Raw genomic sequence first — 15,366 nt, 5'->3', positions numbered from 1 at the left:
ACGTTTCGAGCCGCGCCGTGACCTCTTCAGGGCCGGAAGGGAACACGGGGCGGTCACAGCGCACGGGAATCACCCCTGGCCGGACCCGGCGCCCGGTCGGCGGCCGCCGGTCCGCTCCGGGCGGCGAAGCGGACCGGGGCCCGGAAGCGTGCCTTGCGGGCGGCGCGGCGGAACGTGGTCAGCACGGCGGGGCCCGCGAGCGTGATGCAGACGAAGTTGGTGACGGCCCGTCCGGTGTCCCAGCCCAACGAGGTGGCGACGTCGAACGCCAGGTAGCGCTGCCACTGTTCGGTGAACGGCAGCCCCGGGAGGTAGGCGATGGAGCTGCCCGGATCCAGCGAGAACGGCCAGAAGGACAGGTTCAGCAGGAACCCGAAGAGGTAGCCCGAGAGCGAGCCGTACACGGCGAGCATCAGCACCTCGCGGCGGCCGGTCGCCCGGGGCAGCAGTCCGGCGAGCATGCCGACGAAGGCGCAACCGAACATCTGGTACGGCATCCACGGCCCGACTCCGCCGGTGATCAGCGCGGAGGCGAAGAGCGAGGTGCAGCCCAGGGTGAAGCCGAAGCCGGGACCGTAGACCCGGCCCGCCAGGACGAGGACGAAGAAGACCGTCTCGATGCCCGCCGTCCCCGCCCCGAGCGGACGCAGCGCCGCGTTCACGGCGGAGAGCACCCCGAGCATCGCCAGCGCCTTGGAGTTGATCCCGCCCTCCGCGATCTCGGAGATGACGACGCACAGGACGAGGACCAGCAGCACACCGAAGATCAGCGGTGGCGCGTAGTTCGCGCCGAGCTTGCCCGGGGCGACGACGAACGGCCAGAAGAACGCGACCAGTCCGAGGAACGCCGCCATCGTGATCACCACCCCCGCGCGGGGGGCGATGCGGACGGCCCCGGCGGAGCGCTCGGTGAGGTCGGGGAGGGCCTTCACGCGTCCTCCTCCCCGTTGCCCGGAAGTGCGGAGGTCACCTGACTGACCGTCAAGTACGGCAGCGGAGAGAGGATCTTCGCCACCTGTGGGGCGAAGACGGGGGAGGCGACGATCACTTCGGCGGTGGGGCCGTCCGCGACGATGTCGCCCTCGGCCAGCACCACCACCCGGTCGGCGGCCCGTGCGGCGAACTCGACGTCATGGGTGGACACCACCACCGACCGCCCCTCGCCCGCCAGTTCGTCGACGATGGCGATCAGCTGGGTCTTGGCCCGGTAGTCGAGTCCGCGCGTCGGCTCGTCCAGCAGCAGGACCCGGGGGGCGGCCGTCAGCTGGATCGCGAGGACCAGCGCGAGCTTCTGGCCCTCGGAGAGGTCGCGCGGGTGCGTGGCGCCGTCGATACCCGGCGCCAGCCGGTCGAGCAGGGCGCGGGCGGACGGCGCGCCCGCCCCGTCGGCCCCCTCCGCTCCGCTGCTGGAGCCGCCCCAGGACTCGGCGTCGGCCTGGTCGAGCTCCTGCTCGACGCTCTCCAGGTAGAGCAGATCGGTCGGGGTCTGCGGCACCAGCCCCACCAGGCGCCGGGCCTCGGCGGCGGGCAGCTTCTTCGGGTCGCCGTCCTTCGAGGGGCCGGCGGCGCCGGGCCCGCCCGGGGCCACCCGTACCGTCCCGGACGTCCGGGGGCCCGACCCCTGCAGCGTCCACAGCAGCGAGGACTTGCCCGAGCCGTTGCGGCCCATCAGCGCCGTGACCTCGCCGGCCCGCAGTCCGAGGTCCACCTCGCGCACCGCCGGAACGCCCCGGTACGCCACCGTGACCCCCCGGGCCGTGAGCAGGTCCGCGCCCGGCGCGGCCGGCGCCGGCCGCACCGGCGCGGGCGTGACGCCGGCCAGCGCGGTCCGCAGCGGGCGGGCGGCCCGGCGGGCGTCGCGCACCGACAGGGGCAGCGGCGACCAGCCCGCCGCCCGGCCCAGCTCGACGATGGGCGGGGCGATCGACGACGCCTCGAAGACCTCCGACGGCTCACCCGCGACCACCAGGCCGTCCCCCGGCAGATGGATGACCCGGTCGGCGTACTGCACCACCCGCTCCAGCCGGTGCTCCGCCAGCAGCACCGTCACCCCCAGGTCGTGGACCAGCCGCGTCACCGCGGCCAGCACCTCCTCGGCCGCCGTCGGATCGAGCGCGGACGTCGGCTCGTCCAGCACCAGGACCCGCGGATGGGCGGTGAGCACGGAGCCGATCGCCACGCGCTGCTGCTGCCCGCCGGACAGTTCGTGCAGCGCCCGGTGGCGCAGGTCCGCCAGCCCCAGCAGGTCGAGCGTCTCCTCGACCCGCTTGCGCATCACGGCCGGCGTGATCGCCAACTGCTCCATCGAGTAGGCCAGTTCCTCCTCGACCGTGTCCGTCACGAAGCCGTCCAGCGGATCCTGGCCCACCACGCCCACCACATCGGCGAGTTCACGCGGCGGGTGGTCGGCGGTGTCCCGGCCGTCCACCGTGACCGAGCCGTACAGGGTGCCGCCGGTGAAGTGCGGGACGAGGCCGTTGACCGCGCCCAGCAACGTCGACTTGCCGACCCCCGTATGGCCCACCACGAGGCACAGTTCGCCCTCGTCGACGCTCAGGTTCACGTCCCGCAGGACCGGCCGGTCGGCGCCGTCGTACACGACGGACACCTGGTCGAAGGTGATCATGCGGCTTCCTCGGTGCGTCGCACGGCGTGCGGGGTGGTCGGGCCCGGCGGCGGGGCCAGGAATCCGGCCGCGCCCGCGAGCAGGATCGCGGCGGCCGGGACGATCGGCAGCGTCGGCCAGCTCAGCCGCTCGATGAACGGGTTGAGCTCGGCCGGGTCGTAACCCACGTTGACGAACAGCAGAACGGCGGAGAGCACCCCGCAGGAGGCGACCGCCCAATCGGCGAACCGCCAGGGGTCGGGCCGGTACGTCGTCCGCGTCACCCGCCGCCCGCCGAGGCGCAGCCCGCCCAGGCAGAGCAGCGAACCCGCCGCCAGCGCGGGCAGCCCCAGCAGGGTGGGGGCGGAGGGGTCGAGCAGGCCGTACGCCCCCGCGCACAGCCCGCACATGCCCAGCAGCATCAGCGCTCCGGTCAGCCGGCGCGAACGCGGTGTCGCCGAACCGGCCCGGCCGTAGCCCCGCGAGTCCATCGCCGCCGCGAGCCGCAGCGACCGCTCCAACGCGTCCTCCAGCACCGGGACCACGATCCCCCGCAGCGCCCGGAGCCCCTTGCGGCTTCCGGCCCGCAGCCGCCGGGCGCGGGCCACCCGCTGCACGCTCTGCACCAGTTGGGGGGCGACGCTGATCGACACGGTGACGGCGACGCCCAGTTCGTACAGCGCGCCCGGCAGCACCCGCAGCGCCCGCTTCGGGTTGGCGAGGGTGTTCGCCGCGCCGATGCAGCAGAGCATGCAGGCGAGCCGCAGCCCGTCCGTGGCGGCCGACAGCAGCGCCTCCAGCGAGACCGGGCCGCCGAGCTGGATGCCCGCGTACCAGTCGGGCGTCGGGATGTGCGGCAGGGAGAACAGATAGTGGTCGCTCGGCCGCATCCCGGTGGCGAAGACCGCGCGGAAGGCCACCCGGATCGTCACCACCGTCAGCGCCAGGTAGAGGTAGTACACGAAGCCGCGCGCCCACGGGGCTTCGGTGCGGCGCACCGTGACGACGTAGCCCAGCACCGCGAGGACCAGGAAGAGCAGCAGCGGGTTGTTGGTCCGGCTGACCGCCGTGGCCAGCGCCAGCGCCCAGATCCACCAGGCCACCGGGTGCAGGGTGCGCGGCAGCCGACGGCCGCCCGTGTCCGGCGCCGGGGCGGCCGCCGGCCCTGTGGCCGACGGCCGCGTACGGGCCACGCGGGGGCTACTGCTCACGGCGGCGGCGCTTCGCGGCGAACACGGCCGCGCCGCCGATGACCACCACGAGCCCGGCCGTCGCCGCCACCGGCAGGACGGACCCGGAGTCGTGCTCCGCGTCGGCCGCCGGGGGAGCGTCGTCCACCACCGTCACTCGTTTCCCGGGCGCGGCCACCGCCGTCCCGCTCGCCGAACCGGACGGGCTGGGCGAGGGGGTGGGGGAGGCGGACGGCGACGCGCTCGCGGAGGCGGAGGGCGACGCGGACGCCGAGGGCTTCTCGGAGGGGGCGGCCGGAGGCGGGGTCTCGCCACCGCCGCCCGCGCCCGGCCGCCACTCCGTGCGGGCGGGATCGGGCTTCGGCTTCGGTTTCGGCGCCGGATCGACGCCCGTGGGGCGGGCGTTGTGCGCACGGAGCTGGTCCGGGGTGACCGTGGGGCGGCCCTTCGTGCCGCCGATGTCGGTGCCGCCGAAGATCCACAGGTCCACGCTGCCCGGCCGCGGCCGGTAGCTCATCGCGCCGAGCTGGCTGTACTCCCAGGTGTTCTCGCCGGGATCGGCGTGCCAGTACGACCAGTAGGCAGAGGCGGGCGGGGTGAGGACGCAGTCCTCCTGCTTCGGCGTCGGATACTGCTTGCCGCCCTGGTGCCCGCTGTAGCCGATCCGGCAGATGAACGCGGGACCGTCGTGCCCGGTGCCGGTGGTCCGCCAGCCGCCCTGGTTGAGCAGCTCGTAGCCGGTCGTCGGCGTCGTCCCGCAGGAGCGGTAGACGGGGCCGCCCCAGTGGCTGAAGTCGACGGCCAGCACCACGCCGGACGAGGTGGTGCAGCGGCCGATCGGCTGCGGGGCCGCCGACGCCTGCGCCGCCGGGGCCAGCAGCGCCGCACCGGTCAGCCCGAGGACGGCCAGCGCCCGTGCGAGGGCGCGGGCAGGGAGCGTGCTCACCGCTGACCACCCGCCGCCGTACGCCGGTCGCGGGCGGCCACGACCGCCAGCCGGCCCGCCAGGACCAGCACCGCTGCCGCGGCGGCGAGGGCGAGGGCCTGCACGCCGGTCGAGGCGAGGCTGCCCCCGTCCCCACCCCCGCCGCCGGGTCCGTCGGCGTTCACGATGCCGCTCCCGCCGTTCTCACCGGGGGTGACGATCACCGGGGCCGAGGAGGACGGCACCGGGTTGGGGGTGGTGCCCTCCAGACTGCGGGACAGGACGCCGAAGGAGATGCCGGTGGCCCCGCCGACCGCCTGCGCCGAGGCACGGATGTCGGACCCCCGCTGGCCGTTCTTCGCGACGTTGAACCCGCCGTCCTTGTTCTGCTGCGAGGTGAGGAACTTCAGCGCCTTCGTGATCTGCGCGTCGTACTTCTCCGCGTCCAGGGACAGCCCCTGCACGGCGAGACCCGCGGAGTTGACCGAGTTTCCGGAAGCCCCGGGGAAGCCGCCGTCCGCAAGCTGCCGGCCGGCGATCCAGGCCAGCGCCTTGTCCACGGCGGGCGCGTGCGCGTCGCCCGGGACGAGGTCCAGGGTCATCGCGGCCATGGCGGTCGAGTCCACGTCCGAGTCGCCGGTGGAGGGGATCAGGCTGGGCCAGGCGCCCGAGTCGTGCTGGAGGCTCGCCAGATACGCGATCGGAGCCTCGGCGGCCTTCTCCTCGCCGGCGCGTACCTGCGCGAGGATCCCCAGGGACTGGGCGAAGACGGACGGGGAGTAGGTGTAGGCGCCCTCGGCCGGGCAGCTCTTGTCGGGGGCGGTGCTCGGCTTCTCGCACACGGCGTCGGTGACCGCGGCGATCAGATCACGGCCGCCGAAGTCGCGCGGGTCGCGCTCGACGGCCTGGGCGAGCAGGGCCGCCTTGCCGATCCTGCCGCCCTGGGCGTACTTCGTCCCGATGCCGGACCAGTCGTGCACCGTCCGGCCCGTGCCGTCCTTGCCGCCGTCCGCGAGGAAGTCCACGATCGTGCGCAGCGCGTTGTCGTCGTGTCCGGTCGCTGCCAGGGCGTACGCCCCGTCGATCGTCATGCCGAACTCCGCCCGCCCCTTCCTGGTGCCGTCGTCGTAGTAGCGGCCCTGCAGAAGGTTCGAGGGGCGCGTCAGGAAGGCGACGCCCTTCTTCAGGTCCGGACCCGCACCCGGCGGGCGGGGCGTCGGCCGAGGGGTGGCGGAGCCGGTCGCCGGGGGAGCGGGAGTGGTCGGCGGGCGGCTGGGCTCGGGGTCCTTCGCGACCAGCGAGACCAGGTCGACGCCCGCTCCCGCGAGCACGGCGGGGACCGTCGCGTACAGCGCGGGCTCGGTGTCCCCCGCGTCGAACCCGAAGCCGCCGCCGTCCAGTTGCTCCCGCGAGAGCCAGGCGACCGCCGCGTCCGCCGCCTTGGTCTCACCGAGCGCGCGCAACGCCTGCGCCGCGTAGGCGGTGGTGGTGACCGAGGCGGCGGGTGCGCCTTCGTACGCCAGGAACGCGCCGGTCTCCGACTGCGCCTTCCTGAGGTACGTACGCGCCTTCGTGACGGCGGCGTCGTGCCCGCCCACCGCCTTGAGCACCGGCGCGACCAGGGCGGTGCTCATCGGGTCGCCCGTGCAGTTCTCCCCGGGGCGGATGAAGGTGCTGCTCACCGACCCGTTGGGGCACGCCTGTTGGGCCAGGCGGGTCACGGTCGCGGCCGGCGGCTCCACCGCGCCGCGCAGCAGCGCCAGCACGGAGAGCGCCTGCCCGTCCGTGTTGGTCGCGCCGTGGAAGTCGCCCTTGCCCGTGCAGCCGGGAGTGGGGCTCCCCGCGTCGGGGCCCGCCGGGCACACGTGCTTCACCAGGTCGCCGAGCAGATCCCGCCCGCCGACGTCGTGCGGGTCGCGTCCGGTGATCACCGCGGCCAGTGCGAGCCGGGCCGCCGCCGTGGCGTCCGGGGCCGCGTCGGTCCCGTTCGGGTAGGCGTACGGGACGACGCGGGTGGTGAGATGGGCGGCCACCTTGTCCAGGGCCGCGCCCTTGCCGTTCGCCGCCGCGAGCGCGTACAGGGCCTCGGTGGTGAGGAGGTCGTTGGGCGACTCGGCCCCCTCGTCCACCACGGCCGTGCCGTCGCGCAGTTGGTCGCTCACCCAGCGGCCGGCGGCGGGCACGTCGATCTTCCCGGCGGGCACTCCGGGGCCGGTCGACCCGTCGGTCGGCGTGGGCGTCGCCCCACCGCTCGCGCGGACCTCGTCGGGGGTGAAGGAGGGGCGGCCGGTGGAGCCGCCGATGTCGGTCGCGCCGAACACCCAGGCGTCCACGTCCCCCGCCTTGGGCTTGCGGCTCATCGCGCCCAACGGGCTGTAGGACCAGGTCTCCTCGTCGGGCGAGGCGATCCAGTACGACCAGTAGGAGCTGGCCTGCGGGGTGAGGACGCAGTCCTCGGTCGCCGGGGTCGGGTACCGCTTACCGGAGTTGAAGGCGCTCGTACCGATCCGGCAGATGAAGCCGTCGCCGTCGTGCTGGGTGCCCTCGGTGGTGAAGCCGCCCTCGTGGAGCAGGTCGTAGCCGGTGGTCGGCGTCGTGTCGCAGCCGCGTACCACCCCGCCGCCGAACGGCCCGAAGTCCACCGCGACGATCGCGCCCCTGGTGGACGTGCACCGGTCGACCGGATCGGCCGCCGCCGGGCCCGTGCCGGTGACGAACGCCACGCTCGCGGCGAACGTCACGGCGGCCGCCGAGATCAGCGACAGAAGTCTCTTCTTCCCGACGTGCCGGTCCTGTTGCTGTGCGGTCCCCACCACGGCCCCTCGTGTCCTCCGGGCGGGCCCCGCGTGGCAGAAGGCCCCCGGCGCGGGGCACGGCCGCGCAAGGGACCGCCCACGGGGAGCTGTTCGAACCACGCCGTAGTCCGCGACGGCGTTTCTCGCTGAAAATCCTGGCCCCAGGCATTCCGGCTCGCCCGCGTGATGCGGGCCCACGGTTGCGGGTCAGCGCCGGACTTCGACCGGCTTCCCCTGGGGATGAGTGCGTATCAGGCGGATTGGAACACGCCTTCGAAGAGGCCGTCAAGGCGGTCCGTGTCTCGTTCGGGGACGCTCCGGCGTACGCCCCGGGCTTCTCTGGCGCGCCCGTGCCGCCTCGGGTAGCGTCCTGGCCTGCCGTAGGGGGGGAACCCGGTGCGAATCCGGGGCTGACGCGCAGCGGTGTGGGACGGCAGGGGGCCGTTCCCGAGCCCGAATGCCCAGACGGCGATGGTTCCAGCAGAAGCCGTACCCACGCGTCCGGGCGCCGGCCACCCCATCCAGCCTGCCCCGCCCCGTGCGGACGGGAGGCGGCGCGGTGCCGTGCGCCTCTCACCTCAGGAGCAGGCACATGCCCCGTTCTGTCCCCTCCCGCCCCGCCTTCCGTACGCCGCGCCGCGTCGCCCTCGTCGCGCCCGCCGTCCTCGGCGCGTTCGCCCTCACGGCGCTGCCCGCCGCCGCGACCTCCACCCCGGCCCAGATCGCCACCTCGAAGACCAACGGGGTGGCGTACGTCAAGACCCTCCAGGCGGCGGACGGTTCGTACGCCGGATCCGGGCTCTCCAACGAGTGGGCGTTCAGCGCGCTCGCCGCCGCCGGAACGGCCGCCGTCGACGTCACCCCGGGCGGCGACGCCACCAAGAACGCCCGCACCGTCTACCGCAACCTGCTCGCCACCCCCGGCTGGCCCTCGGCCACCCCCGTCGTCACCGACTACCAGCGCGGCACGCTCAACGCGTACGCCGCCGGGATCGACCCGGCCCGGGTCTCCGCCTCCCGCAACCTGATCGCCGACATCTACGGCTACTGGCAGAACGCGGAAGCCGGCTACTTCGGTTCGTCCGCCAACTACAACGGCACCGTCTTCGCCGCCCTCGCCCTGGGCGGCGCGAGAACGCAGGCGGGCGGCCAGCGCGTCCCGCAGGCCCTCGTCGACAAGATCGTCACCCGGGTCCGGGCCAACCAGCACGACGACGGCGGCTGGACCTACGCCAAGGCCGAGGGCAACGCCACCGAACTCGCCAAGCCGGGCGACGTCGACATGACCGGGGCCTCCATGGCCGCGCTCTGCGTCTCCGGGGTCCCGAACACCGACCCCGACATCCTCCAGGCCAAGGCGTTCCTCAAGAGCAAGCTGGTCAACACCTCCGGTGCGTTCAACGCCCTGTACGGCATCAACACCAGCTCCAACGGCTGGGCGGTCTCCGGGCTCAACGCGTGCGGCATCAACCCGCAGACCGGCGACTTCCTCACCCCGGCGGGCCGCACCCCCGTCGACTTCCTGATCGCCCAGCAGTACAACCCGGGCGGCGGCTTCAAGTACCAGCCCTCCGACACCGCCCCGTCCGCCTACTCCTCGCTCGACGCCCTGCGCGCCGTCGCGGGCGGCGGGTTCACCGCGGCCCCGCCCACCCCGGTCACCTCCGGCGCGCCCACGTGGGTCGCGGCGGGCGGCTTCACGTCCGGTACGGCGACGAAGCTGGCGCTCACCGTGGACGACGGGACCGGGGCCCTGAAGGTCTGCTCGGTCGCCTTCACCCCGACCGGAACGACCACCACCCTCGGCGACGTGCTGGCCGCCGCGACGGGCGGGTCCACCCCGGCGGGCTGCGTGACCTCCGTCGTCCCCGCCTCCGGCACCGGAACGATCACGTCCGTCAACGGGAAGGCCAACGCCGGATCGGCGACCTGGAAGGTGTCCGTCGACGGCTCCGCCTTCGCCGGGGCCGCCCGCGGCAAGGTGATCGGCGTCGGCGACACGATCGCCCTGCGCTACTCCTGACCCGCGCCGCCCGGTGAGGGGCCGCGCCCGCGCGGGCGCCCCTCACCGGTCCGGGCGCCCGCGCGGCCGTCGGCTCCCACCGGGTCCGTACGCCTACGAGGGCGTCCCCTCCACCGGGTACGGCACGAACGTGCTGCTGTTCTCGTCGATGGCCAGCGGCTGCCCCAGCGGCGGCACCGCCCGCTGCGGGCAGTCGAGGCGCTCGCAGATCCGGCAGCCCATCCCGATCGGCGTCGCGGCCGAGGCGTTGTCCAGGTCGAGCCCGTCGGAGTAGACCAGCCGCCCGGCGTGCCGGATCTCGCACCCCAGCCCGATCGCGAACGTCTTGCCCGGCTCGCCCCAGCCGCCCCGGTGCCGGGTCACCGCCCGCGCCGTCCACAGATAGCGCTGCCCGTCCGGCATCGCCGCGATCTGGACGTGGATCCGCCCCGGCGCGGCGAACGCCTCGTACACGTTCCACAGGGGGCAGGTGCCGCCCGCGCGGGAGAAGTGGAACCCCGTCGCGGACTGCCGCTTCGACATGTTCCCCGCCCGGTCGACCCGGACGAACGAGAACGGCACCCCGCGCAGCCGGGGCCGCTGGAGCGTCGACAGCCGGTGGCAGACCGTCTCGTACCCGAGGCCGAACCGGTCGGTGAGGCGCTCGATGTCGTAGCGCACCTCCTCGGCCGCCGCGTGGAAGGCCCGGTACGGGAGGACCAGCGCACCGGCGAAGTAGTTGGCCACCCCGATCCGGGCCAGCGGCCGGGGCGCGGAGCCCTCGGCGTAGTCCTCCGAGGCCAGCCGGTCGATCTCGTCGCCGTACTCCAGCAGCGCGAGCTGCGTCGCCATCCGGAACGCCTGCTGGCCCGGCCGGAGCCGGCCCGACAGATACAGCACCCGGGCGTCCGGATCGTAGTGGTGCAGCCGCCCGGCGCCCGCCCGCCGGGGCGTGGTCCGGCGGGTGTCGCCGGCGGGACGGGCGCGGCGCCGCTCCGGACCGGGCGCCCCCGGCTGTTCGGCGGCGGTCGCCAGCCGGACGCCGTGCCGCTCGGTGAGCCGCGCGGCCAGCGCGCGCACCACCTCGCCGGGCCGCACCCCGATCTCCCCGGCCAGTTCCTCCGCCGCCAGGTCCGCCTCGTGGAGGTAGTTCTGACGGCGGTAGAAGAACTCGCGGATCTCCTCGTGCGGGGAGCGCGGCAGGTCGCTGCCGCCGCCCCGCAGCTCGGCGGCCTCCGCGAGCCGGCCCGTCAGCGCCTGGTTGCGCCGACCGAGGTCGAGCAGCACCTTCGCCACCCCCGGCAGCCGCGAGGCCAGCTCGGAGAGTTCGGCGGCCGAGACCCGTGCCGCGCCCACCTCGTCGGCCAGCGCCTCCCGCAGATCGGCCAGCACCCGGGTGGTGTCCCGTTCGGAGAAGAAGCCGGGGTCCACTCCGAAGACCTCGGTCAGCCGCAGCAGCACGGGCACCGTCAGCGGGCGCGAGTCGTGCTCCATCTGGTTCAGATAGCTCGGCGAGATCGCCAGCATCCGGGCCAGCTCCGCCTGGCTCAGGCCGCGCTCCTCGCGCAGCCTGCGCAACCGCGCTCCCGCGTAGGTCCTGCTCACCCCGTCGCCCTCCCCGGCATCGTCGACCTATCGATGACCTTAACGGCGCATGCACCGGGAGGACCCTTCGCAACCTTGGCAAAACGCACGGGAAGATTCGCAGAACTTGGCATCCGTACCCCGTTGATGGCACTCAGTGCCACTGTCAGAGTTGGTGCAGCGGCCCACCGGACACCGGCTCCGGTCCGAGGCCCCGAGCGCGATTTCATGCCCTGACGTCGTTCTCCTCGGGTTCTCGGCCGGTTCGCCGGGCGCATTGCTTACCGTTCCGCCTCGGAGGTCCGGTGGGCCGCGGCCCGAGGTCGCGTCACCCGATGACGTGGCTTCGCATCCTTCACACGCACGACCCGCTCGATCGACCCGTTCGATCGACCACGACTTCGGGAGACACGCCATGGCGCAGGCAAGGACGACGGCGGAAGAGCTGGCCCGGCGGTGGGAGAGCGACCCCCGCTGGAAGGGCATCGAGCGCACCTACAGTGCCGAGGACGTGGTCCGGCTCTCCGGCAGCGTCCGCGAGGAGCACACCCTCGCCCGGCGCGGCGCCGAGCGGCTGTGGCGTCAGCTCCACGAGCAGGACTACATCCACGCGCTGGGCGCGCTGACCGGCGGCCAGGCCGTCCAGCAGGTCAAGGCCGGCCTCCAGGCCATCTACCTCTCCGGCTGGCAGGTCGCCGCCGACGCCAACCTGGCCGGCCACACCTACCCCGACCAGAGCCTCTACCCGGCCAACTCGGTGCCCAGCGTGGTCCGCAGGATCAACAACGCCCTGCTGCGCGCCGACCAGATCGCCACCGCCGAGGACGCGGGCGACACCACCGACTACCTGGCCCCGATCGTCGCCGACGCCGAGGCGGGCTTCGGCGGACCCCTCAACGCCTTCGAGCTGACCAAGGCGATGATCGAGGCCGGTGCGGCGGGCATCCACTACGAGGACCAGCTCGCCTCCGAGAAGAAGTGCGGCCACCTCGGCGGCAAGGTCCTCGTCCCCACCGCCCAGCACGTGCGCACCCTCAACGCGGCCCGCCTCGCCGCCGACATCGCGGACGTCCCGACCCTGGTCGTGGCCCGCACCGACGCCCTCGCCGCCACCCTCATCACCAGCGACGTGGACGAGCGCGACGCGCGGTTCATCACGGGCGACCGGACCGCCGAAGGCTTCTACCGGGTCCAGAACGGCATGGCCCCGGTCATCTCGCGCGGCCTCGCCTACGCCCCGTACGCCGACCTCATCTGGGTCGAGACCGGCACCCCGGACCTCGCCCAGGCCCGCGAGTTCGCCGAGGCGATCCACGCCGAGCACCCCGACCAGATGCTCGCGTACAACTGCTCGCCCTCCTTCAACTGGCGGGCCGCGCTGGACGACGACCAGATCGCCAAGTTCCAGCGGGAGCTGGGCGCGATGGGCTACCGCTTCCAGTTCATCACCCTGGCCGGCTTCCACTCCCTGAACCACGCCATGTTCGACCTGGCGCGCGGCTACGCCGAGCAGGGCATGACCGCCTACGTCGACCTCCAGGAGCGGGAGTTCGCCGCCCAGGCGCAGGGCTTCACCGCCGTCAAGCACCAGCGCGAGGTCGGCACCGGCTACTTCGACCAGGTCTCCACCGCCATCAACCCGGCCTCCTCCACCACGGCGCTGACCGGCTCCACGGAGGAAGAGCAGTTCCACTAGAGGTCCCGTCCGGTCGCGGGGGCGCCGAACCCCCGCGACCGGGGCCGCCGCCCCCGCTCGCACCCCGCTGAGGAGAACCGCATGACCACCCTTGCCACGACCGGCCGCGTCCAGGTCCTCGGCGCACCGGGGGACCGGCACGAGGAGGTCCTCACCCCCGAGGCCCTCGACTTCATCGGCCGCCTCGACGCGGCCTTCACCGCCCGCCGCTTCGACCTGCTGACCGAGCGCCGCCGCCGCTCCGCCCTGTTGCGCGGCGGGACCCCGCTCGACTTCTCCCGGGCCACCAGGCCGATCCGCGACGACCCCGACTGGCGAGTCGCCCGCCCCGCCCCCGGTCTGACCGACCGCCGGGTGGAGATCACCGGCCCGCCCGAGCGCTCCATGGCGGTCAACGCGCTCAACTCCGGCGCCCAGGTGTGGATGGCCGACTTCGAGGACGCCACCTCGCCCACCTGGGAGAACATCGTCCGGGGGCAGCTGACCCTGATCGACGCCATCGACCGCCGCATCGACTTCACCACCACGAGCGGCAAGGAGTACCGGCTCACCGACCGGCCCGCCACCATCATGGTCCGGCCGCGCGGCTGGCACCTCACCGAGAAGCACCTCGTCGTCGACGACCGTCCCGTGCCCGCCGCGCTCGTCGACTTCGGCCTCTACTTCTTCCACTGCGCCCGGCGTCAGATCGACGCGGGCAGCGGACCGTACTTCTACCTCCCCAAGCTGGAGAACCGGTACGAGGCCCGGCTCTGGAACGACGTCTTCCTCCTGGCCCAAGACCTCCTGGACATCCCCCGGGGGACGATCCGCGCCACCGTTCTCATCGAGACGATCACCGCCGCGTTCGAGATGGAGGAGATCCTCTACGAACTGCGCGAGCACAGCGCCGGACTGAACGCGGGCCGCTGGGACTACCTCTTCAGCCTGATCAAGAACTTCGCGCACCGCCCCGACTTCGTCCTCCCCGACCGGGCGACCGTCACCATGACCGCCCCGTTCATGCGGGCGTACACCGAACTCCTGGTCCGCACCTGCCACAAGCGCGGCGCGCACGCCATCGGCGGGATGGCCGCCCAGCTCCCCGGCGGCGAACCGGCGGCCCGGGAAGCCGCCCTGGCGACGGTCCGGCTGGACAAGGAGCGGGAGGCGGAGGACGGCTTCGACGGATCCTGGGTGGCCCACCCCGGGCTCGTCCCGGTCTGCCGGACGGTCTTCGACGAGGTGCTCGGCGAACGGCCGCATCAGCTGGAGCGCACGCGCGACGACGTCCACATCACCGCCGAGCACCTCGTCGCCGTCCGCCGCACGGCGGGTCGCCCGACCCCGGAAGGCGTCCGCTACAACATAGCCGTCGCTCTGCGCTACTACGACGCCTGGCTGCGCGGACAGGGAGCCGTCGCCCTCAACGGGCTGATGGAGGACGCGGCCACCGCCGAGATCGCCCGGGTCCAGATCTGGCAGTGGCTCAAGCACCGGGCGGTCGACCGCGAGACGGTCCTCGGGCTGCTCGACGAGGAACTGGCCGCGCTCGGCGCGACGTGCCCCTGGGCCCAGCTCGACCAGGTCCGCGACCTCTTCGAACGCACCGCGCTCGGCAGGGAGCTGCCCGCCTTCTTCACCACCGAGGCGTACGCCCGCCGCCTCGTCGGCCGTCCGGCGGTGCGGGGATGAGCGCCGCCATCACCCGGGTGGGCGTCGTCGGCGGCGGCCGGATGGGGGCCGGGATCGCCGAGGTCTGCGCCCGCGCCGGGCTGGACACCATCGTCTGCGAGGCCGACCGCGCCGCCGCCGACCGGGCCCGCGAACGCGTGGCGGTCTCCCTGGAGCGGGCCGTCCAACGGGGAAAGCTCGACCGGCTCTCCGCGGAGGATGCCCTCGGCCGGCTGACCTTCACCGGCAGCCTCGACGACCTGGCCGACCGCCGGCTCGTGGTCGAGGCGGTCGTCGAGGACGCCGCCGCCAAGACGGAGGTCTTCACCGCCCTCGACAAGATCGTCGAGGACCCGGAAGCGATCCTGGCGACCAACACCTCCGCCATCCCCGTCATGCGCCTCGGCATGGCCACCCAGCGCGCCGACCGCGTCCTCGGACTGCACTTCTTCAACCCCGTGCCGGTCCTCCCGCTGGTCGAGGTGGTCACCTCGCTGCACACATCGGCCGAGACGCTGACCGCCGCCGAGGAGTTCGCCACCACCGTCCTCGGGAAGACGGTGGTCCGCTCCCGGGACCGGGCCGGATTCGTCGTCAACGCGCTCCTGATCCCGTACCTGCTCTCCGCGATCCGGATGGCCGAGTCCGGGTTCGCCACCGCGGCCGACGTGGACGCCGGGATGGAGCTGGGCTGCGCCCACCCGATGGGGCCGCTCAAGCTCGCCGACCTGATCGGCCTCGACACGGTGGCCTCCATCGCCGCCTCGTTGTACGACGAGTTCAAGGAACCGCTGTACGCCCCGCCGCCGCTGCTCCTGCGGATGGTGGAGGCCGGGCTGCTCGGCCGGAAGGCCGGGCGCGGGTTCCACACCTACGACCGGGGCTGAGGGGCCCGGGTTCCGGTCGCGGCTGAGGG

At 73.8% G+C, this 15,366-nt stretch carries 10 protein-coding genes and 1 riboswitch; of the genes, 4 read left to right on the top strand and 6 right to left on the bottom strand.

Going from position 1 to position 15,366, the window contains the following annotated elements:
• Positions 1-53 precede the first annotated feature (53 nt).
• From IF19_RS0121385 to IF19_RS0121365, 5 genes are read right to left on the bottom strand one after another with little or no spacing between them, the layout of a single operon-like run.
• Entirely contained in the window at positions 54-932 is an 879-nt protein-coding gene (locus tag IF19_RS0121385; RefSeq protein WP_050493852.1) for an ECF transporter S component family protein, read from the bottom strand.
• Positions 929-2,626 carry an ABC transporter ATP-binding protein gene (locus IF19_RS0121380; RefSeq protein ID WP_030116861.1) on the bottom strand — a complete coding sequence of 566 codons (1,698 nt, stop codon included), beginning with the start codon at positions 2,624-2,626 and terminating at the stop codon, positions 929-931. The genes IF19_RS0121385 and IF19_RS0121380 overlap by 4 nt, the downstream gene beginning before the upstream one ends.
• Positions 2,623-3,816, bottom strand: a complete 1,194-nt coding sequence (locus IF19_RS0121375) for an energy-coupling factor transporter transmembrane component T (RefSeq protein WP_418952720.1) — start codon at positions 3,814-3,816, stop codon at positions 2,623-2,625. Before IF19_RS0121375 ends, IF19_RS0121380 begins: the two co-directional genes overlap by 4 nt.
• Complete coding sequence (locus IF19_RS0121370; RefSeq protein WP_030276728.1) at positions 3,806-4,741, bottom strand: hypothetical protein; 936 nt, start codon at positions 4,739-4,741, stop codon at positions 3,806-3,808. The genes IF19_RS0121375 and IF19_RS0121370 overlap by 11 nt, the downstream gene beginning before the upstream one ends.
• Complete coding sequence (locus IF19_RS0121365) at positions 4,738-7,533, bottom strand: prenyltransferase/squalene oxidase repeat-containing protein (RefSeq protein ID WP_030116864.1); 2,796 nt, start codon at positions 7,531-7,533, stop codon at positions 4,738-4,740. The genes IF19_RS0121370 and IF19_RS0121365 overlap by 4 nt, the downstream gene beginning before the upstream one ends.
• 368 nt (positions 7,534-7,901) lie before the next feature.
• Positions 7,902-7,978, top strand: a riboswitch (cobalamin riboswitch).
• A 129-nt stretch (positions 7,979-8,107) separates the two neighbouring features.
• On the opposite strand from IF19_RS0121365, the gene IF19_RS0121360 reads away from it, so the two are divergent.
• Positions 8,108-9,538 (top strand): prenyltransferase/squalene oxidase repeat-containing protein, encoded by a 1,431-nt coding sequence (locus tag IF19_RS0121360; RefSeq protein WP_030116865.1) that lies wholly within the window; start codon positions 8,108-8,110, stop codon positions 9,536-9,538.
• Between the two features lie 93 nt (positions 9,539-9,631).
• Here the strand turns inward: IF19_RS0121360 and IF19_RS0121355 are convergent, their stop codons facing one another.
• The gene (locus IF19_RS0121355) at positions 9,632-11,122 is read right to left on the bottom strand and encodes a short-chain fatty acyl-CoA regulator family protein (RefSeq protein WP_030116866.1); all 1,491 of its coding nucleotides are present in this window, start codon (positions 11,120-11,122) and stop codon (positions 9,632-9,634) included.
• A 394-nt stretch (positions 11,123-11,516) separates the two neighbouring features.
• On the opposite strand from IF19_RS0121355, the gene aceA reads away from it, so the two are divergent.
• The 3 genes from aceA (at position 11,517) to IF19_RS0121340 (ending at position 15,337) form a co-directional block, all read left to right on the top strand.
• Complete coding sequence (gene aceA, locus IF19_RS0121350) at positions 11,517-12,797, top strand: isocitrate lyase (protein WP_030116867.1); 1,281 nt, start codon at positions 11,517-11,519, stop codon at positions 12,795-12,797.
• An 81-nt stretch (positions 12,798-12,878) separates the two neighbouring features.
• On the top strand, positions 12,879-14,471 hold the full coding sequence (aceB, locus tag IF19_RS0121345) for a malate synthase A (RefSeq protein WP_030276726.1): 1,593 nt from the start codon (positions 12,879-12,881) through the stop codon (positions 14,469-14,471).
• Complete coding sequence (locus IF19_RS0121340) at positions 14,468-15,337, top strand: 3-hydroxybutyryl-CoA dehydrogenase (RefSeq protein WP_030276725.1); 870 nt, start codon at positions 14,468-14,470, stop codon at positions 15,335-15,337. Before aceB ends, IF19_RS0121340 begins: the two co-directional genes overlap by 4 nt.
• Positions 15,338-15,366: the final 29 nt, after the last annotated feature.

Source organism: Streptomyces californicus (assembly GCF_000717645.1).
Lineage (GTDB): Bacteria > Actinomycetota > Actinomycetes > Streptomycetales > Streptomycetaceae > Streptomyces > Streptomyces californicus.
This window is presented reverse-complemented; position numbering and strand designations above follow the sequence as displayed.